Origin of the sequence: Epilithonimonas tenax DSM 16811, assembly GCF_000428485.1 — a bacterium.
Taxonomy (GTDB): domain Bacteria; phylum Bacteroidota; class Bacteroidia; order Flavobacteriales; family Weeksellaceae; genus Epilithonimonas; species Epilithonimonas tenax.
On sequence record NZ_AUAA01000003.1, the window covers coordinates 44,958 to 65,461 of the forward strand.

The window sequence follows — 20,504 nt, forward strand, 5'->3', positions numbered from 1 at the left end:
ACAAAAACTATGAAAAGCATCATTTTTAAAATTGGAGCTGTCATATTTGCAGGAAGCGTGTTAACCAGCTGTGCACTTAGCAATTCCATAGAAAAGATTAATTATCAACCAGCATATACTGTAGAAAAAACAGTAACTTCTGCTAGCGGTGTTAAAGTAGAACCTATGAAAGATGAACGAGGTTATACTGATGAAAAAGTTATCTTCTACAAAAAGAATATGTATAATCAGACTATGTCTGGTGCCTATTTAGCAGAAGAACCTGTTCCGCAATTATTAACCAAAGCGATCAGTTCCGGATTAGTTAAAAAAGGAATTAATACTACAGGGACTACAAACAAAACCTTGAAATCGAGTCTTCAAAAATTTGATTATGAAGCAGTTTCAGGATTTTCATCTGTTCAGTTGATACCTCAAATCACGGTAAAATTCCAACTTATTGATGAAAATAATAAGATTGTGTGGACAGATATACTCGTAGGAAAAGCCAATACAAAGGGTGCGAATTTTTCAAAATTTTTGCCTCCTGCGATTGATAATCTTGTAGTACAGCTCATCAATAATGAAAGCTTTTTGCAAGCGCTTGAAGGTAATTAAGAATGAAGAAATTAATTTTATTATTGATTATTTTACCCACCATTGCTTTTTCTCAAAAGTTAGATCTTGGAGTTGACTTTGGTTATGGTTTTTCAAACATTGTCAATTCTAAAGTAACAGAAGGAAGAGCTGTAATAGGTTCCGCTATGTGGAAACCAAATTATGGTTTATCGGCAGTTTATTACTTCAAAAATCCAAATATTGCAATATCTTCTGCTATAAAGGTTGAATATAAGAGAACAGAAAAAGGTTCAATAAGTGAAGATTTTTCTTCTAATAAATATCAGTTTGATGTCAATTCCATCAATCTGCAATACAGAATAGCAGGAGGAATTGGTAATGGATTAAGGTTTTACGGAGATTTAGGTCTCGGATTTAATACGTTTGATAATAATTCAACTTATTATTTTGGAGACAAAGAACCCAAATTGGCCTTTAACAATTTAAATGAAAACTTGGATTTAAAAAAATCAGAAACCAATTTTATTTTTGGTGTAGGATTAGAAAAGTCTATCTATAAAAATGAAATATTTGCTTCTATTGGAGCAATAGGAGAAGCTGGAATCACCAAAATTGCTCCATCTTCCTATCGCACACAAGGCCTCGGTTTTACCTGCGGTATTAAATATGAATTTGATTTAAAAAATGATTAAAATCCTCTCAAATTATTAAATTATGAGTGCAAAAAAAGGCTTAAATCTTACGCTGAAAATTTGGAGACAAAAAAATAATAGAACAAAGGGACAGTTCGAAACCTATAAGATTTCTGATGTTTCTACGGATTCTTCATTCCTAGAAATGTTGGATATCCTGAACGAGCAGTTGATCAACGACGGGAAAGATCCTGTTGCTTTCGATCACGATTGCCGAGAAGGAATCTGCGGTATGTGTTCACTTTACATCAATGGTAGAGCGCACGGCCCGGATACAGGAATCACAACTTGCCAGCTGCATATGCGTCATTTCAAAGATGGTGAAACCATCCATATCGAACCTTGGAGAAGCGCTGCTTTTCCAGTAATTAAGGATTTGGTGGTTGACAGAAGTGCTTTTGACAGAGTAATGGCCGCAGGCGGATTTGTATCAGTGAATACTTCTGGAAACACTTTGGATGCCAATGCAATCTTAGTTCCAAAAGAAGACGCTGATAAAGCGATGGACGCGGCGGCCTGTATTGGTTGCGGTGCCTGCGTTGCTTCTTGTAAAAACGGATCAGCAATGCTCTTCGTTGGAGCAAAAGTATCACAGTTTGCATTGCTACCGCAAGGTCGCGTAGAAGCTACCAGAAGAGTTCTGAATATGGTAAAAGCAATGGACGAAGAAGGATTCGGAAACTGTTCCAATACCGGTGCATGTGAAGTAGAATGTCCGAAAGGAATCTCTCTTGAGAACATCGCTAGAATGAACAGAGAATATGCATCTGCAAACTTGAAAACTGCGAATCCATAATCTAGATTTTAGAAGTTAGATCTTAGAATTTAGACTAATATTTCAAAATATAAATCCGGTTGAGTTTTTCAATCGGATTTTTTGTTTGGAAATGATTTGGGCAGCTTCTCCGCCTTCCGTTCCCAAACCTAACGAAGTGGTTCGACGAAGTCAATCTTTTTTGCAGACGATTTCAGTCTAAATAGAAATTAAGTTAAAGCAAAAAAGGATTTCCACTCAAGCCGGGCTGCGGGATTCAGCATAAAAACAATATTTATCTAAAAACACAAAGTTTGTCATTCAGTAGGAAACCTAACAAAGTGGTTCTACGCAGTCAATCTCAACAGTATAGATTTCTACGGAATGATAATATGATGTTTAACTTGAAATCTGAAAAATTTGCTAAATCTGCGAGATTAATTTTTTTTACAAATCAAAAACACTTGGTCTTTTCGTGACAATACAATCCTTAATCCAAAGCATAAAAGCCATTCCAAGATAAAACAGGAAGAAAATACCAGCAGTCGCAAAAGTGGAATAGATAAAGAAAACACGAAGCTTAGAAACCGGAATTCCCAGTTTGTGTCCGTATCGCGTCAACACGCCAAACCATTCTCTTTCCATTTTGTGGCGCATTCTGTTGATTGAAACTGGTTCTTTCATCCCTATTCTTGTTACGTTAATCTTGGCTTTTCAACAACTGAAAACCGATACCGCAATTTAAGCATTTTTTCTGAGTGCAACATGTTTTGTATTGGTAAAGAAAAGCCTGTGTTTGCAACGCATTTTCAAACTTGACACCCAAGTTTATCCAATCTTCAAGCAAAGAATTTTTCTCTGGTTTCAGTTGCTTGTAGAAATCAAAAATATCATCCACGATTTCTGGATTGTGATTCTTCTGATAAAAATATTTGATCGGTAAAATGGCATTAATGATAATCAAATCGATGAAGTTTTTACTCAATAACTTCTGATTTTCTACCGTAGAAATCTTTCCAAAATTAAAATGATGATCCCAATATTCTGACGCGGAAATATCGTCGAAGATTGAAAACAAATCGTTCACCGATCTCGCTTCAATAATCTTTGAGAAAAGATTGGGCTGTGAATGATAAAGATTTGCCAGTTGCGAAAGCCTAATGGTGGGGAAATTGGGTGGACGAAGCTTGGAAAATTTTGGAGCGATTCTAACTTCGTCCAGATTGAATTTGACTTTCAAAAAATCAAATTCGCGTTTCCAGACTGTCATCATTTCATCTTTTGGCTCTTCGAGAAAGTTGCAAATACCGAATAGCAAAGCTTCTAATTGTGTCCTATTTTGTTTGATTTTTTGAACCACTGAAAATTGAAGACTTTCCGCCAACTGCAGGAAAATCGCCGCGTTGACATTCAATCCAAAAGTATAAGCCAATTGCTGAAACAAGACCGCTTCGTAATTGTTTTGATTTTTGTTTAAGGACAATTCCAGAGATTCAGATTTGTAATCTAATTTCTTGAGAAAAACTTCTTCTTCGAAAAACAATGGGATTTTATCTTTATCAAACAAATCTTCACAAGGAATAAACGAATGTTCTTCCCGTAAATTCTGATGCTTGTGAATCAAGGTTTTATCAATATAATTTTTCAATTCCAAAGTAGGAATCTGCTGGTTTTCCAATTCCGGAATGTCACAATCGTTGATGTAAACGGCGTGAAGAATCAGATTTCCAAACTCGGGATTTCCGGAATGGTTGTGGAAAAACCAATCGGAAGCTTTGGTGTGGATCTCGATGTTTCCGGCGAAAATGATATTGTCAATTTTAATTTTAGCCAACAAAAAATCCGGTCCCGAATTCTTGTTCCACTCGCCAAAGTCGAGGATTTCGATATTCTTTCCATCGACGGAAACAAAATCGAAACGCCGGAATTTTTTGAAATTCCAGAGATATTGTAATATTTCTTCATTCATTTGTGTGTTTGATTTTCGTTAAACAAAAACCCCTTCAAAGTACGTGACTTCGAAAGGGTTAAGTTATAAAAATTTTGGAAATTTCTAATTATTTTTGACAGCGAAAAAGTAGTAATAAAGTTTAACGCAAAGTTCGCAAAGATTTTTTTTATAATTATTGAGAATATTTTTAAGTTTCGCAAAGACGTAAAACTCATCAAAGCAAAAATATTTACGAATATGCGTAATCAGTAATGATTGAGTTTTTAACAGTTTTTTGTCATTCCGCAGGAATCTAAACTGCTATCTTTTCCGTGTGTTGAGATTCCTACGGAACGACAAAATTGGGTTTTAGGACAACTGTTGTAGTATGCGGACTCTGCAGCCCGACTTGAACGGAAATCCTTTTTTGCTTTGACTCTATTTCTATTTAAACTGAAATCGTCTGCAAAAAAAGATTGACCTCGTCAAAATAGTTTAATTCCCAGCGTCAATCAACTTCGCTTCTTCAAACTTCGAAATCGTTGTTTCATACATTTCGATGTAGATTGGAAGGATATTTTTGAGGTCAAATTTCATAGCTTGCGTTTTGGCGTTCACCTTCATCGTGGCCAATAGGTCTTCATTACTCAAAAGTTTGATACAGTAATTGGACATCGCTTCTACATTCCCGATTTCCGCCAGGAAACCTGTTTCACCTTGGATGTTAACCTCCGGGATTCCACCAGCATTACTGCTGATGACAGGTGTTTTTGCCGCCATTGCTTCCAGAGCAGCCAATCCAAAACTTTCCTGCTCTGAAGGCAAAAGAAAGACGTCTGAAAGCTGTAGAATTCTATAAAGGTCATTCACTTTTCCGAGTAATTTGATTTTCCCGATCAGCTCTGGATTTTCTTCCAGAAACTGATTGATTTTTTCCATTTCCGGACCTTCGCCAATGATGATGAGCTTCGATTTCACCTTTTTATTGACGTTTTTGAAAATTTCCATCACATCCTGAATTCTTTTGACGGGACGCAGATTGGAAACGTGAATCAGAATTTTCTCATCGTCAGTCGCAAACTGCTCTCTATGGCAGGTTTTGCAATCTTCATCAAAAACAGAATTATCAATAAAATTGGTAATCACCTGGATCTCTTTCTGAATATTAAAGAACTGAAGCGTATCTTTTTTCAGACTTTCGGAAACCGATGTTATCGTATCACTTTGATTGATAGAAAATTCGACGGCGTGTTTGTAACTTGGATGTTGTCCTACCAAAGTGATATCCGTCCCGTGAAGCGTTGTCACCAAAGGCACATCTTTGTGCTCTGCTTTGAGCATTTGCTTCGCCGTGAACGCTGCATAAGCATAAGGAATCGCATAATGCGCGTGCAAAATATCCAATTTGTAAAGATTGACAACGCGATAGATCATTGATGACAAGGCGATATCGTAAGGCTGATACTGGAACAGCGGATAGGTCTGAACATTCACTTTATGGAAGAAAATATTAGGGTTGGTAACGTCCAAACGTGCTGGCAATGCAGAACTTATGAAATGAACTTCATAACCTTTGTCGGCAAGACTCATTCCTAATTCTGTTGCTACAATTCCGCTTCCGCCGTAAGTTGGGTAACAAAGTATACCTATTTTCATTTTTTTATGTACAATGTATGTTGTAAAAAGTATAAAGACTCTTGATCTTAGTCTAAAATAACATTCCAAATTTACTCAATTACCGTCTTAGAATTTTTCGTTTCTGAACTATTTTTTCTATCAGGTTGATTGGTTGGTATTTTTGCATCAACATCCATTCCGATTCCGTATTTCAGATTGTCACTGACCAAAACTGGCAGTCTTCCCCATATTTTCGTTCGTCCTAAAAGTCCGTTGGCTGTGGCTTTCATCGCATCGTCATTATTTTCGTAAGAAACTAAGACTGTGGAAACTTTGGAAATATCAATATCTTTTAAGGCATAAGGACTTCCAAAAACATCCAGAATCACACTTTGGTTTTTGCTTAAATCTGAAAGAATCTTTTTGTTTGAATCTGAAATTTTGTAAGGTTTGTAAGCCGTGGAATTATCTTTATGAAAACCGACAATCACTTTGGAATTGGCTGGAATTGAATTGATTTCTGAAGCTTTTTTCAAAATCACCGTTGTTTCTGTATTGAGTTGACTGAGGAACATTTCAAAACCTGCTTCTTCCAATGGAACATAATAGTACGTTTCTTTGCAATCGAGCGGTAATAATTTCTTGTCATCTTTAATTAAAGTCAAAGCGTTGGCATACATTTTTTGAACGATTTGCGAATGGGAAGCATTGTTCAAATCCTCATTGATATTTTTTGGATTGACGTTGGAATACTGATCAAGTCCTAAAAAATACTTGGTCAAAAGGATCTTCTTTACGCTTTCTTCTACTCTACTTTGCAGGATTTCTCCGTTATCAATTGCTTTTTGGATCAGTTTTTTTCCTGTGGCAACATCTTGCGAAAACAGCATCAAATCATTCCCAGCTTTGAAAGCTAGTGCATCTAGTTCTCCCGCTTTGAATTTGTTTGCAACTGCGCCCATATTAAGCGCATCCGTTATAATCAAACCTTTGTAACCGTATTTTTCCTTCAAAATTCCAGTCACTATTTTTTTTGAAATTGAAGCCGGAATTCCTTTTTCACTTTCAAGACTCGGAACGTAAAGATGCGCCACCATTACACCACCAATTCCTTTGTCCATCATTGCTTTGAAAGGTGCCAATTCTGTTTTTTCCAAACGTGCCATATTGTGAGAAACAACTGGTAAATCCAAGTGAGAATCTTTATCGGTATCGCCGTGACCAGGGAAATGTTTGATAGCGGCAAGAATTTTATTATCTTGTAAACCGTTGGAATAGGCCAAAGCAGAATTCACGACATTACCGACATCAGAACCGAAACTTCTGTTCCCAATAATTGGATTATTTGGATTGGTGTTCACATCTACAACGGGCGCAAAATCCCAATTGATGCCCATTCTCTTGCAATCTTCAGCAATTTTGGATGCCATATCGTGAATCAGATTTTTATCCTGAATCGCTCCCAAAGTAATTGCCCAAGGATATTTATGTGCTTTCGCAATTCTCTGGAAAACGCCCCATTCTGCATCCATCCCGATCATCAATGGTACTTTTGACCTGGACTGGAACTCATTGACCAGATTAATTTCTCTCGCTGCATCGTCTTGCATCAGAATCAATCCACCGATTTTCTCATTGGTCACCATTGTTCTGATTTGACTGATATGAGCCTCGTCCTTGTTGGTATACAGTGCAACAATGAAAAGCTGACCTAGTTTTTCCTCTTGAGAAAGGCTGCTGTAGGTATGATCAACCCAATCATTTGCTTTTTTGATATCCGACTTGGAAATATTCTTTGGCTGATACTGAGGGTAATAAAATTGCGAAATAAAAGTTATTATAATAAGACTTAACCTTTTCATTTTTTTGATATCTAAAATTTAGAAAACTTTCTATAAAGATATTAAATCCGCTGAAAATGGCTATTTTTATGGTCTGTTATTTGTAAATAAATGATAACGTAAATATTTAAACTTATGAAAAAATTCCTTCCCCTTTTATTAGTACTGATATCCAGTATATTAATCTTCAGTTGTAAAGATGATGACGAAGAAGTAGTTGTAGATTATCCAACTGTTTATGATTTGAATATTAACCTTGTACAAAATGCGACAGATTATTATGGCTTCAATCAGCCATTTGACGGATCATTACTAAACCAAGATATTGTTTTGGTTTACCGCAAAAGTAATCCAGGTAACAACAGTGCGGTGTGGGAACCTCTTCCAAAAACCTACTTTTTCAATGAAGGTGCTATGGATTATACATTTGATTTTACCACTACCGACGTGCAAATTGACCTTAGAGCAGATTTTGATCTCTCCATCAAAAATGATAATAATTTCAGAAGCACTTTCCTTACGGGACAGACTTTCAGAGTGGTATTAGTACCAGCAGTTTATGGAAAAAATAGCGTAGATCCAAGAACTTTGTCTTATGAGGAAGTGATTGCAAAATATCATATTAATGACCGTAACGTTGGCAAATTCTAAAGTAATTTTTTAATTGACAAAATAAAGCCATGTCGGAATTCCGGGATGGCTTTTTTATAGGTTGAAAATAAATAATACCAAATTAGTATGAATTGAATTTTTATGGTTAAATTTGTGTTAAACTAAACAAAGAACAATATATTATGTCTATAAAACTTGGTGATACGGCTCCCAATTTCGATGCGGAAAGCAGTCTTGGAACACTTAATTTTTACGAATACCTAGGAGATTCTTGGGGAATCCTTTTCTCTCATCCTGCAGACTATACGCCTGTCTGTACAACGGAACTTGGTAAAACATCAGAACTGAAACCAGAGTTTGATAAGAGGCATACAAAAGTCTTGGCATTGAGCGTAGATGGAATAGAGAATCACAAAGGCTGGATCACGGATATTAATGAAACCCAGAACACAGAAGTACAGTTCCCCATCATTGCGGATCAAGATAAAAAGGTCTCAGCATTATACGACTTCATCCATCCCAATGCCAGTGCATCTTTGACGGTAAGATCTTTACTCATCATCGATCCAAACAAAAAAGTAAGACTAATTATTACATATCCTGCATCCACAGGTAGGAACTTCACAGAGATCCTAAGAGTTCTGGATTCTTTGCAATTGGTAGATGGCTATGGTGTGGCAACGCCTGTAGACTGGAAAGATGGCGATGATGTGATTGTTCCGGCAGCATTATCGCTGGAAGATGCGGAGAAAAAATTCAGCAAAGGGGTGAAAGTCGTCACGCCTTATTTACGGTACACACCTCAACCGAACAAATAAATGCATTAAAACAATGATGGTCAGAAGCAGTTCTGACCATCATTGTTCTATTAAGAGAAAACCCTTTCAAATTACTGAGCATAGAATACTTCATTGGAAAATTCGCCATTGCTCTTTGGCATTTCGATGGTGATATTTCCATTTTCAAAATAGCCAATTGTAGATTCTCCTGTTCCCAATTTTACTCTATAAACATCTTTCTTGGCTGTAGATCTGAATGTAGCAAAGGGAACAGAGCTGTTGCCATCTACTAAAATAAACTGATCTTCTGCAATTTGAATCCTCTGTAATGACAAATTACCTTTGGTAAATCTCTGTGCAACGTTAGTTGGTGGGTGTACCTCAATTGTTGCAGTCTGTTCCGCTTCTTTTATCACCTCCTGAAGTTTGGCATCCGCGGATTTTCCTGTAATGGCCGCAGGTTTCGAAACTGGCATTTTCATCAAAGCCTGTTTCAACGCATCCTGATAACCTGGTTCAAATTCTTTGATAGGGCTGCTTGCCTTCTGTGTGAAAACAACCTGGTTGTTACAGTCTTTGAACTGCACAATAACTTTGTTTCTAAACATACTTTTATCATCCAAGATCTCAGCATTTAGAACTGCACATGGATTTATAAGTGCTTCGGAAGGCCAACTGGATTTGGTTTCAGGAAGTACTGTGTATTTTTTTCCTTTCAAAGCATTTTCAAGAAGACCGTCCAAACCAAATGATCTATTATTTTTAAAGTCCGGAAATTCTTTTGGAATGACCACATATTTATAATCAGAAAAAGCCTGAGACTTCACAAAAGTTATAAAAAAAATGGATAAAAGAATTGAAATCTTTTTCATAGTTTGAAGTTTATAATATTATCTAAAGCCCTGCATATCCAATTTTAAAGAAAAGAAATTGGAGTAAAAATTGGAGCCGCCAATTCCGGAATTGGTAATAGCGTAATCCAAAGTCAATCCTTTATATTTGATCCCAATACCTGCGCTTGGCTGGAAAGAAACTTTGCGTTTCAGATCCTCGATATCAGAAATAGTTTGAAACCTATTGAGTCCCAACCTCACAAAGATCATATCCTGGAAAATCAGTTCTCCACCAGCATACGGCGTGATACTTGCGAAATCTGTAGAAACCAGGGCCGCGGTTTTAGCAAAATCAATATTAAGACCTGCTTCCGGCAAAAGTTTTAGATCTCTGTTGAATTCATATGTACGACTGACACCCAGATTTAGCTTTGGCATTGTGATTTCCATCTTGTCCTTTGGCGCCGGGTTGAACTCTTCTCCATTGACAACCGCTGACAATTCTTTCTGATTGATTGTCCAGAAGTTAACTGTAGTGGTGGCATCTCTGAGCATAAAACCCAAATTCCACTCCGTATCTGTATGATAGATCGCACCAAGATCGAATCCAAAACCGTAACCGCTTGCAAACTTTCCGACATTTCTATAAACCACTTTGGCTGTAGCCCCAACGTCTAGTTTTTGGTTGCCGTTCGGATGAAAAGCATAAGAAAATAAAGCAGCATAATCTGAGGTAGAAAATGAACTGATTTTATCATAATCAATATTCCCCTCGGAATCAATCAACTGGGTTGTATTGAGGATATTATCAACGCCTAACCGGACAAAAGAAATGGCAAAAACGCCGTTTCCATAATCCAGTGGTTTGGCATAGGACAGATAATCGTATTTGGCAATGGATTCAAAATATTCTGCATGCATGGCCGCCACCTGCCAATCTTTATCGATTTTCATCAATCCAGCGGGATTCCACATCGGAGAATAGACATCGTCCTGATTGGAAACCACAGCACCACCCATCGCAAGACCTCTTGCACCGGCACCAATATTCAGGAACTCATTGGAATATTTTCTGATGATCTGTGCATCAGAAAACGGGGTTAAAATAATCAGTAAAAAAAATAAAATTCTTTTCATTCCACGTTATTTACAGAGGTTTCTGTAATGGTTTCTTCCTGTCTTCTTCTCGATTTGATAATTCCGTTAACCACAATCGAGGCAATCATGACGAAAGAGGCACCATAAAAAACAGGACTCATATGCTCTGATGCTCCAAAGATAAAAAAAGCTAGGATAATCCCGTAAACCGGTTCCAGATTAACAGTCAGGATCAATGTAAAAGGCGAAATGAACTTCATCAGTTTCACACTTTCAAACATTGGGTAAGCCGTAAATACAGAAGCCAGCAATACTATTAACGCAATATCGGCATAACTTATTTCGCCGACAGAAGAAATTTGTCCTGTGAAAACAAAAAACAGACTGATAATTATCCAACCGCCGGCAATCTCGTAAAAAATAATATTTCCAGAGCTGGTTTTTCCAAACATTTTTCCATTCAGAACAGAGAATATCGTCCCAAAAAGCGCACAGAAAATCCCATAAACAATGCCTTCCTTATATTTCAGCTCTGCATTGAAAATCAATGAAATACAAATCACAATAATGATTCCGATGATCACTTCTGCCCAATCGGGTTTTCGTTTATAAACCAATGGTTCTATCAATGCGGCAAATAATGTTGATAATGAAAGACAAGACAAAGCAATAGAAACGTTGGAAACCTTGATAGACTGGAAAAAAAACAGCCAGTGAAAAGCCATTACACTCCCGATTCCCACCAATTTTATTAGTAAGTTTTTAGAAACCTTGATGCTTTCTTTTTTTATTAATCTTAAGTATAAATAAAGAAATACTGCAGCAAATAACATCCTGTAAAACACAAGTACCTGAGCCTCTGCTAAGATCAATTTCCCAAGAATTGCCGTAAAACCCCACAAAAAAACGATAAAATGCAACCTCAGCAAATAGGAATTCTTCATTGTAACTATTGATTTTCAGTTTGCAAAATTACTATAAATAATAGAGATTCTGATTCTAAAAAGCAACAATCGGAAACATTCTTTGATAAAAAAATCCGTCCAAAATTTCGGGACGGATCTTCTAATAAAGAACTTATTAAAATAACATAAACTAACTAAAAATTTATTTCATTTGGATTGATAACGGAGAAAAGCCCCATATATTTTACGCCAATCCTCAAAAACGAAGAATGATAGATTCCGTTTTGTGATTATTTAAAATATTTTATCTTTAGAGCAAAGAAAAAACCAATGGATTTAGAGTTCAATAAAAGAGAAGACATCAACAAACTGAAATATTCTGACATCAAAAAGACCTTGTCAAAGATCAAACTGGGTGGTGGCGAAAAAGCGCTTCAAAAGCAACATGACCAAGGAAAAATGACCGCCCGAGAAAGATTGGAATATCTTTTCGACAAAAATTCTGAATCTATAGAAATCGGTGCTTTTGCAGGTTACGAGATGTATGAAGAGTACGGCGGATGTCCTGCCGGCGGCGTTGTCGTGATGATGGGGTATGTTTCCGGCAGACAGTGCGTGGTCGTTGCCAATGATGCCACGGTAAAAGCAGGCGCCTGGTTTCCCATCACGGGAAAGAAAAATCTACGTGCTCAGGAAATAGCGATGGAAAACCGTTTGCCTATTATTTATTTAGTAGATTCCGCAGGTGTTTTCTTACCGATGCAGGACGAAATTTTCCCAGATAAAGAAATGTTTGGAAGAATCTTCCGAAACAATGCCAAGATGAGTTCAGCGGGAATCGTTCAGATCTCTGCGATCATGGGAAGCTGTGTGGCCGGCGGCGCCTATTTGCCCATTATGAGTGATGAAGCGATGATCGTCGACAAAACTGGAAGTATCTTCCTCGCAGGAAGTTATCTTGTGAAAGCAGCTATTGGAGAAAATATTGACAATGAAAGTCTGGGTGGTGCAACGATGCACTGCGAGATATCTGGCGTGACAGATTACAAAGCCAAAGACGACAAAGATGCGCTGGATAGGATCAAAACCATCATGAAGTCTATCGGCAACTATGAAAAAGCCGGCTTTGACCGGATAGAAAGTGCACCGCCGAAGGAAAATCCCGATCATATTTTCGGATTAATGCCCATTATCAGATCCGACCAATATGATACGCTGGAAATAATCAAATGTCTGGTTGACAATTCTGAATACGAAGAATATAAGGCTGATTATGGCAAAAGCATCATTTGTGCAACTGCAAGAATAGATGGCTGGAGCGTGGGAATAGTTGCCAACCAAAGAAAACTGGTGAAAAGCGGAAAAGGCGAGATGCAGTTTGGAGGCGTGATCTATTCTGACTCTGCTGATAAAGCAACCCGATTTATCGCCAATTGTAATCAGAGAAAAATACCGTTGGTCTTCTTGCAAGACGTGACAGGTTTTATGGTGGGTTCCAAATCTGAACAAGGAGGCATCATCAAAGATGGCGCAAAAATGGTAAATGCAGTAGCCAACTCCGTGGTTCCGAAATTCACAGTGATTACTGGCAATTCTTATGGCGCAGGAAATTATGCGATGTGCGGAAAAGCATATGATCCGCGACTGATTGTCGCCTGGCCTTGGGCAGAACTCGCTGTAATGGGCGGTTCGCAGGCGGGAAAAGTGCTTCTTCAGATACAGGAATCTGCTCTTAAAAAACAAGGGAAAGAGATCACAGAAGAAGATAGAAAAGAACTCCTGGACAGAATCTTGAAAGATTACACCAGACAAACCCAACCAACTTATGCGGCGGCAAGACTGTGGACAGATGCGATCATCAATCCTGTGGATACCAGAAAATGGATCAGTATGGGAATAGAAGCAGCGAATCATTCTCCGATCACAGAAAAATTCAATCTGGGTGTGATACAGGTGTAAAATTTATATTACTTTTGTAAAAACACGAACAGATGAAAAAATTTTTGACTCTGGCTGCCGGATTTCTGGCAACCATTGCTTTTGCGCAATGTACTATTGCCGGAAACACTTCAATGAATGTTAATGAATCAGGCTTTTTCTCAGTAGATCCCAAAGCACAGTGTGAAGAATGTTACTTTTGGAAATCATCAGTTGAGAAAAATCTTAAAATTGACTTGGAAAATAAAACTCAACAAATAACCGTCAAAGCGACTGGCGTTGGAAAAACTACACTTTCGGTCTCAGTCTTGACCAATCAAGGACCATTGCAATGTGAGCAAGTAATCAATGTCGTAGATCCAAAACAAACTATTGCAGAACATAACTGTGGAATACTGATTGATGATTTTAAGGATGTAAAAGTTACAGAAACAATCATTTCATTTTTTCCAAACGAAAATTCAAACGATTATCTTTACAGATGGACAGTGACTTACGCAAATGGAGAGAGCCAAGAATCTACGGAGAAAATCCCTCAGTTCTTTTTCTCTGACATCAATTACATCAAGATGGTAAAATTAAAAATCACAAGCAAAAGTCCAATATGCTCAATTACCCTTACCAAAAAGTTTGAACAAACTTATTGGAAACACAGCAGGCAACAGCTAGGCAAAATGGAACAAAAAGCTTATTACCAAGGAAACTACAGTGATTATACAAAAAGTGATCAAGGCCGCAATAACCCGAAATGATAATCCGTTATTTTTTCTTCCAAAATTAAACTTCCTCTTTTGGAAGTTTTTTTATGCCATTAAGTCAACACAAATTTAAACAAAATTAAAATATTATTTAACTTTATTAAAATAATTATTACATTTGTAAAACAAAATTAAAGAAATGAAACTTCCGATCATATGTCCGAGCTGCGATCATACATTGAATGTGAGCCAAATGAAATGTCCGTCTTGTGAGACACAGGTGAACGGAAACTATGAGCTGCCTGTTCTTCTGAAACTGAGCCGGGATGATCAGGACTTCATCCTCAACTTTTTCCTTTCCAGCGGCAGCATCAAGGAAATGGCGAAACAGGCAGAACTCTCCTACCCAACAATGAGGAACAAGATGGATGATCTTATACAAAAAGTAAAAAAACTTCAAAACTAAAAACGATGAACTGGAAAACTATTTTGAATCCGTTTGAGAAATTTGATGAGAAGTATGTTCTTTTGTGGGTATTATATTTTTCATCATTAATATTTTTGCCTGCAACTTTACGAGAATGGTAAACGACAGCGTCTTCCATCTTTCATTGTTGGAAGAGAATGAGACGATCTGGGATATTGTTAGAATCAATTTTCTAAGTTATATTTTCGCCATCTCCGTTTTGTTTGTTCTTGCAAAATTCATCAATAGCAAAACGCGTATCATCGACATCATAAATACTGTTTTGATATCGGCAATTCCACTTATCATCATAGCAGTAGCACGGCGCTGCCTTTTCTAAAAGATGCCACACAAAGGATCACCGAAAGTGCGGGTGATCCAAAACAAATAGACCCGCTAAGTCTCATCGTAGTCACAGTTTTTGGATTTGCAACCCTACCATTGATGATTTATAGTTGCGTCCTCTTTTACAACGGATTCCAGACGGCTACCAACGTGAAAAAATGGCAACAAATAGTACTCTTTGTCATCGTCTCATTTGTGCAAATCATCATAAGTCAAACTATGCTGTAAATACAATTTACCTATATGAAATCGTTGCTAAATTTATAAATATAACACAAATCATTGCAGGCGATTGCATCTGACCTAAACAAAACAATAAAAAATCACATATGAAAACCAAATTATTATTGGTGCTGATTCTATTAGCACAGACTTTCTACGCACAAGATTTAACAGGTTCCTGGAAAGGCGATATCGACCTGGGCGGGATGCAACTGCCTCTCATCCTCCATATTAAAAAAGAAAACAACGCTTACACTTCATCTGCAAGAAGTCCGAAACAAGGCGACAAACTTATCACGGTAGATAAAACCGACTTCACTAATAATGAGCTGATCTTTGAAATGAATGAACTGGGAGCTTCTTATAAAGGCACATATAAATCCGATAATTTTGAAGGGACATTTACCCAAAGAGAACGGTCATTCCCGCTGAATTTTTTTAGAAACAAGGGCGAGCCCGATCCGAAAAATGAGAAAATAAAAGACATCGGAAACCGCGAAATCAACACTGCGAAACTGGATGATTTTTTCAAGTACATCACTCAGCATAAACAGAGCATAGGCAGTATTTCTATCTTCCGAAAAGGGAAGGAAGTTTACAAAAAAGACTTCGGGCAAGAGTAGTTATCTGATGTGAAATGGGATGCTGACACCCGTTATCAGATTGGTTCTATCAGCAAGTTGTTCACAGCGGTAATGCTGATGCAACAAGTAGAAAAAGGAAAACTGAACATCGCTGACGAGCTTTCCAAATATTATCCTGAAGTTCCAAATGCAGACAAAATCACTTTGGAATCTATGCTAAATCACACCAGCGGACTGGGCGATTACGTTGGAGAACACTACCATTGGCTTTTCAAAAAACCGGTTGGAAATAAAGCGATTCTTGACACCATCAAAGCGCAGGGTGTAGAATTTTTACCTGGTGAAAAAACAAGATATTCTAATTCTGGCTATTACCTGTTGAGCAGAATCTTGGAAAAAGTAGCTAAGAAACCTTACAATGTCCTTTTGAAAGAAAATATCACAGGCAAAGCCGGGATGAAAAACACATTTTCTGTGCTTGACCATCCGACAAACGTTTTCAAATCTTATGAGAATAACGGTGGGAACTAGAAAGAAATAGAGGATTTTGATTTCCATAATTGCATCGGTTTGGGTGATATTGTTTCTACAACTTATGATCTTAATCTTTTCATCAATGCATTATTCAGAAATAAATTTGTGAACAAAGAAACACTTGACAGGATGATGCCAAAACCGGGATCAAAATTGGAATTTGGTCTGGGATTGATGGCTGTTCCTTTTTACAACAAGGTTTCTTTTGGTCACGGTGGCGATACGGCTGGCAACCATTCCGTAACGTCCTATAGTGCGAAAGAAGATTATTCTGTTACTATGCTGATCAATGGTGAAGAATAACCTCATAATGCTTTGGCCGTCGGTATCCTTAATATTATTTATGATCAGAATTCTGCCTATCCAAAGTTTGAAAACCACACAGAAAATACCGCTTCTGATGGAAAACTAAAGAAATACACCAGCGATTATAGTTCTTCTGATATTCCTCTTGGGTTGAAAATTTTTGTAAAAGATGACCATCTTTTTGCACAGGGAAAAGGACAGCCGGAGTTTCCGCTGGAACTGGTGGAGAAAGGTCAGTTCAAATTTGAACAAGCTGGGATCAAAATCAATTTCTTTCCGGATAAGAATCAGATGCAGCTTCTGCAAAACGGCAAAACGTATCACTTCACGAAGAATTAAAATAAAAAAACGAGGCTTTTCCCATAGGATCAGCCTCGTTCCGATTAAAAACACAATTATGATGAAATTTATTTTTTGATCGCCTTGATCATCTTATTTTGACCTTCGATGGTTGTTCTTACAAAGTAAATCCCCGACGAAAATTTACCAAGATTGATGCTATTAAAATGATGATTTTGCTCCATCAATTGTCCTGTTACGCTGTAAACTGAGATCTGACTCACGTTTTTGTCAGAAGAAATCGTCAGAACATCTTTGACCGGATTAGGATAATATTGAACAGAGATTTTTTTAGCATCTGTGACACCCAGAAAACTGATGTCCCATCTCGTGCGCCACAATATCTATATCAAAACGTACACCTTCCGGACCGCCCGTTCTTGGTGTGCTGAAAGCTGCTCCTTTGGATTTAGCATCATTATTACCAGACGGATTTCTGCATACATTGCCCACATCTCCAGCACTACCCGTTCCGCCAGCTCTTCCGAAAAGATGACCAATATCATAAGAGTCATTACCAATGACAGATGTAAGCGTGCGCTGTAACTCCAGATTCCAGGCTCCGCCGATCCCTACATTTGCATTAGAATAAGGATCTGTTGCAGGAATGGTGTAAATAAGCTGAGGAAGATCCAACACATTCATATGAATTGCAAAATCTTTTTCGAAGACCCCATTGACTCTTGTCATCGTCGCATTAATGGCAGCAAAGGCCTGAGCTACGCCTCCAAAATACTGGAAATATTCTCCAATGACAGAAATCGCCAATCTGTAAGTTCTGTATTTCTGATCGCTCGCTTTGCTGAAGTCCGTTGCGGAGTTAGAAAAATCAGACCCAGCTGATAATTTATCCAGCTGATTTTGCTTTTGTAGAGATTCGGAAGTGGAGCAGGAAAATGCACGTTCACCTTTCTGGTTTCCTGGTTTAGAGAAAACACCGTAGACTGTTTTTTCTTGGTTTAATGGTTCTATGAATTCATACTGGCCATTTTTGAACATCATAGACTGCAAATCGTATGGCGACACACTGAACCTGACATAGGTTGTAGGATCTCCAACTTTTGTACCTACATAAGAACCCAGCTGATAACGATCTGCTAAGGATTTCTCGACCACCGGCAAACTATAAATTTCAAATTTTTCTATCCGCCCATCTAAAGTTGCAAAATCGATAATGACTGGCTTACTGTTTTTGCCAATAATCTGAGCTGCCGCAAGTTGGACTCTGAAGGTATCAAGATCAAGAGAATAGAAAGTGAGCGCTTTTGTTTCTTTTGTTTGCATACCTGTCATCAGAGCCGGACTCCACTGAGCGAAAGCCAATATCATCCCTGCGCATAACGAAAAAACTATAAAAATGTTCTTCATATTTATTATAAAAATTACAACAATCATCACGAATAAAACGAAGCCTTTCGGTAAGATCAGCCTCGCTTTCATTAAAAAAAATATGATGAATGAAATTTATTTCTTGATCACCTTGGTCATTTCTGTTGTTCCTTCTACGATGGTTTTCACGAAGTAAATACCTGTAGAAAGCTTCGCAAGATTGATGACATTTGTATTGTTTACCTGCCGAATCATTTGACCGCCAACACTATAAACCGAAATATGGCTTACTTTTTTTCCAGAATACACGGTAAGAATATCATTCACAGGATTAGGATAAACCCTGATTTTTATTTTGCTGGCCACCTCACCTACCGCCATCGTAGCTGTAGTAAATTCATCTGCGCCAATATCTGGGGTGGCAGCACTTCTTGCGGCATCATCTATATCAACCGTCACACCTGCTAAAGAAATACCTTTGTTATCAATAGCTGAGTTATCAGATGTTTGAGAAAGATGAAGATCTGCTTTGGAGGTAAAAACGGGAAGCGCTTTCAAAGAATTGACATTACCGCCCAAAATACTCTTAATTCCTGTAAGATCTGTAAATGCTGGTGGACCTCCTGGCGTTTGTCCTAAATTGGGTCCGGAACTGTAATACATATTGTAATCTATATTAGAAAAGTAGGAAGCTACAGGCGGCGCTGCTATCGAATACGCCGGGATTGAACTGTCTGATAAATTGACAACAAAAATATTATTTCTTAGATCAATTGCGCCAGCAGTGGAAACCCCCGAAGTAACACTGAAAGCAATTGGAAGGCCTTTGTTTGTACCGTCATTCTGGGTTTCTGTCAAATACACAGAGTTATTATAAACTTTGTAGCCAGAACCTCCGTTGATCAAAATACCTCCTGTGTAATTTGCTGATGAAGTGTTGGCCGCATAACTTGATATTTTTGAAATGAAGTTATTGGAAACTATTGTATTAGAAGCATTACCAGCACCTAGTATGATAGCTTCGGCGCCATAACCCACTGTCGTTGCTGTTCTTGTTCCTACCAGATTACTGATATCATTTTGACTGATCACCGTACCAGCAGTTACTGAACTGGACCCTAAATTGATCCCCACAGTAGAACCATTGAACCCGTTGCTGAATAAGGTCGATATCTTGTTTCTCAGGATCTTATTAGCTGAAGGCGCGTTACCAAATCCTGCATTGGTGAAAATCTGGATTCCGGTTACACTGCCTCCCGCAGCATTATTGACGCCGATGTTATCAATGATATTGTCACTAACTGTAGTGTTCATTGTTGCTACTGCAAGCCAAATACCTCTTTTGGATTCGTTAACGGTAGTTTCGAAGTTTCCTATTTTGTTACTCGTAACGGATACGCCATCTGTTCCGCCTACATAAATCCCCATAGCCCTGTTACAGTTATCTCCACTTGTGGAAAGGTCGTTTTTTGTAATGACAGAACCAGATCCGTTTCCTATGGCCGACACCGCTAGCAGATAAATCCCATTAAAAGATTTCTGAATAGAGTTATTTTCTATTCTGATATTACTGAAATAACCCGCCATCGCTGCGCCTGCAGTGTTGCTAACTATGATCCCGTAACCAGAAGTTTTGACACCATTGATAATCGTGGTATTTTTTACAGTCACATTGGTCAATGGATTTGCAACGTCTGAAGAACCCATTGCAACCACCTGAGCCCCAGACACATTTCCATTTACAAGACTGAGGTTGCTGCTACCTGTCCCATTATTACTTCCATCGATTGTCATATTGCTTCCCAAGATTCTGAAAACCGGACCTGCTGCAGCGCCGGTGATAGTCGCAGTCACGTTTGGTGCAGGTTTTAATAATAGCGATGTATAGTTTGATGTTCCTGTACTTCTGTTAAGGGTTGCCGTAGCAGTTTCAGAAGTATTTGCCGTGATGATGACATTAATAACCCCCTGATGCGTTCCTGCATTGATGGCGTCAAAAGCTCCTTTTACCGTGGTGTAAGTTGCTGTCTGCGTACCGGAGGTGGCCGTTACATCAACTTGTGCGAAGGCTGTAACACCCAACAGAATGGATAGAATTGATAAATATTTTTTCATTTTAGTTAG

The 20,504-nt window shown here is 38.0% G+C and carries 23 protein-coding genes; 13 read left to right on the forward strand and 10 right to left on the reverse strand.

Annotation, left to right across the window (positions count from 1 at the left end; all coding sequences use genetic code 11):
• Window positions 1-9 precede the first annotated feature (9 nt).
• From F564_RS0102065 to F564_RS0102075, 3 genes are read left to right on the forward strand one after another with little or no spacing between them, the layout of a single operon-like run.
• A complete protein-coding gene (locus tag F564_RS0102065; RefSeq protein WP_028121139.1) occupies window positions 10-597 on the forward strand; it encodes a hypothetical protein in 588 nt (195 codons plus the stop codon).
• 2 nt (window positions 598-599) lie between these two features.
• On the forward strand, window positions 600-1,250 hold the full coding sequence (locus F564_RS0102070) for an outer membrane beta-barrel protein (protein ID WP_028121140.1): 651 nt from the start codon (window positions 600-602) through the stop codon (window positions 1,248-1,250).
• A 22-nt stretch (window positions 1,251-1,272) separates the two neighbouring features.
• On the forward strand, window positions 1,273-2,046 hold the full coding sequence (locus tag F564_RS0102075) for a succinate dehydrogenase/fumarate reductase iron-sulfur subunit (protein WP_028121141.1): 774 nt from the start codon (window positions 1,273-1,275) through the stop codon (window positions 2,044-2,046).
• Window positions 2,047-2,451: 405 nt separating this feature from the next.
• On the opposite strand, the gene F564_RS0102080 is transcribed toward F564_RS0102075, so the two are convergent.
• From F564_RS0102080 to F564_RS18555, 4 genes are all read right to left on the reverse strand, one after another.
• Window positions 2,452-2,688 (reverse strand): PspC family transcriptional regulator, encoded by a 237-nt coding sequence (locus F564_RS0102080; protein ID WP_028121142.1) that lies wholly within the window; start codon window positions 2,686-2,688, stop codon window positions 2,452-2,454.
• A 16-nt stretch (window positions 2,689-2,704) separates the two neighbouring features.
• Entirely contained in the window at window positions 2,705-3,973 is a 1,269-nt protein-coding gene (locus F564_RS0102085) for a DUF2851 family protein (RefSeq protein WP_028121143.1), read from the reverse strand.
• Window positions 3,974-4,429: 456 nt separating this feature from the next.
• Window positions 4,430-5,590, reverse strand: coding sequence for an N-acetyl-alpha-D-glucosaminyl L-malate synthase BshA (gene bshA / locus F564_RS0102090; RefSeq protein WP_028121144.1), 1,161 nt, complete (start codon window positions 5,588-5,590; stop codon window positions 4,430-4,432).
• A gap of 71 nt (window positions 5,591-5,661) precedes the next feature.
• Window positions 5,662-7,413, reverse strand: a complete 1,752-nt coding sequence (locus F564_RS18555; RefSeq protein ID WP_084406759.1) for a glycoside hydrolase family 3 protein — start codon at window positions 7,411-7,413, stop codon at window positions 5,662-5,664.
• A gap of 114 nt (window positions 7,414-7,527) precedes the next feature.
• On the opposite strand from F564_RS18555, the gene F564_RS0102100 reads away from it, so the two are divergent.
• Window positions 7,528-8,043, forward strand: coding sequence for a hypothetical protein (locus tag F564_RS0102100; RefSeq protein ID WP_028121145.1), 516 nt, complete (start codon window positions 7,528-7,530; stop codon window positions 8,041-8,043).
• 143 nt (window positions 8,044-8,186) lie between these two features.
• Entirely contained in the window at window positions 8,187-8,822 is a 636-nt protein-coding gene (locus tag F564_RS0102105; RefSeq protein ID WP_028121146.1) for a peroxiredoxin, read from the forward strand.
• Window positions 8,823-8,893: 71 nt separating this feature from the next.
• Here the strand turns inward: F564_RS0102105 and F564_RS0102110 are convergent, their stop codons facing one another.
• The 3 genes from F564_RS0102110 to F564_RS0102120 are packed head-to-tail and all read right to left on the reverse strand — an operon-like array spanning window position 8,894 to window position 11,658.
• Complete coding sequence (locus tag F564_RS0102110; RefSeq protein WP_028121147.1) at window positions 8,894-9,655, reverse strand: hypothetical protein; 762 nt, start codon at window positions 9,653-9,655, stop codon at window positions 8,894-8,896.
• Window positions 9,656-9,673: 18 nt separating this feature from the next.
• Window positions 9,674-10,753: a putative type IX sorting system protein PorV2 gene (locus F564_RS0102115; protein WP_028121148.1), complete on the reverse strand. Its 1,080-nt coding sequence runs from the start codon at window positions 10,751-10,753 to the stop codon at window positions 9,674-9,676.
• Complete coding sequence (locus tag F564_RS0102120) at window positions 10,750-11,658, reverse strand: DMT family transporter (RefSeq protein ID WP_028121149.1); 909 nt, start codon at window positions 11,656-11,658, stop codon at window positions 10,750-10,752. The genes F564_RS0102115 and F564_RS0102120 overlap by 4 nt, the downstream gene beginning before the upstream one ends.
• Before the next feature lie 291 nt (window positions 11,659-11,949).
• Between F564_RS0102120 and F564_RS0102125 the strand changes: the two genes are divergently transcribed.
• The 8 genes from F564_RS0102125 to F564_RS19800 all read left to right on the forward strand — a co-directional run bounded on the left by F564_RS0102125 (window position 11,950) and on the right by F564_RS19800 (window position 17,051).
• The gene (locus F564_RS0102125) at window positions 11,950-13,578 is read left to right on the forward strand and encodes an acyl-CoA carboxylase subunit beta (protein ID WP_028121150.1); all 1,629 of its coding nucleotides are present in this window, start codon (window positions 11,950-11,952) and stop codon (window positions 13,576-13,578) included.
• Window positions 13,579-13,610: 32 nt separating this feature from the next.
• On the forward strand, window positions 13,611-14,309 hold the full coding sequence (locus F564_RS0102130; RefSeq protein WP_028121151.1) for a hypothetical protein: 699 nt from the start codon (window positions 13,611-13,613) through the stop codon (window positions 14,307-14,309).
• 145 nt (window positions 14,310-14,454) lie between these two features.
• A complete protein-coding gene (locus F564_RS0102135) occupies window positions 14,455-14,721 on the forward strand; it encodes a DUF2089 family protein (protein WP_028121152.1) in 267 nt (88 codons plus the stop codon).
• A 64-nt stretch (window positions 14,722-14,785) separates the two neighbouring features.
• Window positions 14,786-15,061 carry a hypothetical protein gene (locus F564_RS0102140; protein WP_161625924.1) on the forward strand — a complete coding sequence of 92 codons (276 nt, stop codon included), beginning with the start codon at window positions 14,786-14,788 and terminating at the stop codon, window positions 15,059-15,061.
• A gap of 334 nt (window positions 15,062-15,395) precedes the next feature.
• Entirely contained in the window at window positions 15,396-15,911 is a 516-nt protein-coding gene (locus F564_RS20090; RefSeq protein ID WP_076605639.1) for a hypothetical protein, read from the forward strand.
• A 9-nt stretch (window positions 15,912-15,920) separates the two neighbouring features.
• Complete coding sequence (locus tag F564_RS20095; protein ID WP_076605640.1) at window positions 15,921-16,403, forward strand: serine hydrolase domain-containing protein; 483 nt, start codon at window positions 15,921-15,923, stop codon at window positions 16,401-16,403.
• A 39-nt stretch (window positions 16,404-16,442) separates the two neighbouring features.
• Window positions 16,443-16,709, forward strand: coding sequence for a serine hydrolase domain-containing protein (locus tag F564_RS20100; RefSeq protein ID WP_076605641.1), 267 nt, complete (start codon window positions 16,443-16,445; stop codon window positions 16,707-16,709).
• A gap of 12 nt (window positions 16,710-16,721) precedes the next feature.
• Window positions 16,722-17,051: a hypothetical protein gene (locus tag F564_RS19800; RefSeq protein ID WP_051259531.1), complete on the forward strand. Its 330-nt coding sequence runs from the start codon at window positions 16,722-16,724 to the stop codon at window positions 17,049-17,051.
• Window positions 17,052-17,119: 68 nt separating this feature from the next.
• On the opposite strand, the gene F564_RS0102150 is transcribed toward F564_RS19800, so the two are convergent.
• The 3 genes from F564_RS0102150 to F564_RS0102160 all read right to left on the reverse strand — a co-directional run bounded on the left by F564_RS0102150 (window position 17,120) and on the right by F564_RS0102160 (window position 20,495).
• Window positions 17,120-17,392 (reverse strand): T9SS type A sorting domain-containing protein, encoded by a 273-nt coding sequence (locus tag F564_RS0102150; protein ID WP_028121154.1) that lies wholly within the window; start codon window positions 17,390-17,392, stop codon window positions 17,120-17,122.
• Window positions 17,343-18,419 (reverse strand): reprolysin-like metallopeptidase, encoded by a 1,077-nt coding sequence (locus F564_RS0102155; protein ID WP_154656782.1) that lies wholly within the window; start codon window positions 18,417-18,419, stop codon window positions 17,343-17,345. Before F564_RS0102155 ends, F564_RS0102150 begins: the two co-directional genes overlap by 50 nt.
• 96 nt (window positions 18,420-18,515) lie before the next feature.
• Window positions 18,516-20,495: a beta strand repeat-containing protein gene (locus F564_RS0102160; protein WP_028121156.1), complete on the reverse strand. Its 1,980-nt coding sequence runs from the start codon at window positions 20,493-20,495 to the stop codon at window positions 18,516-18,518.
• Between the last annotated feature and the right edge of the window lie 9 nt (window positions 20,496-20,504).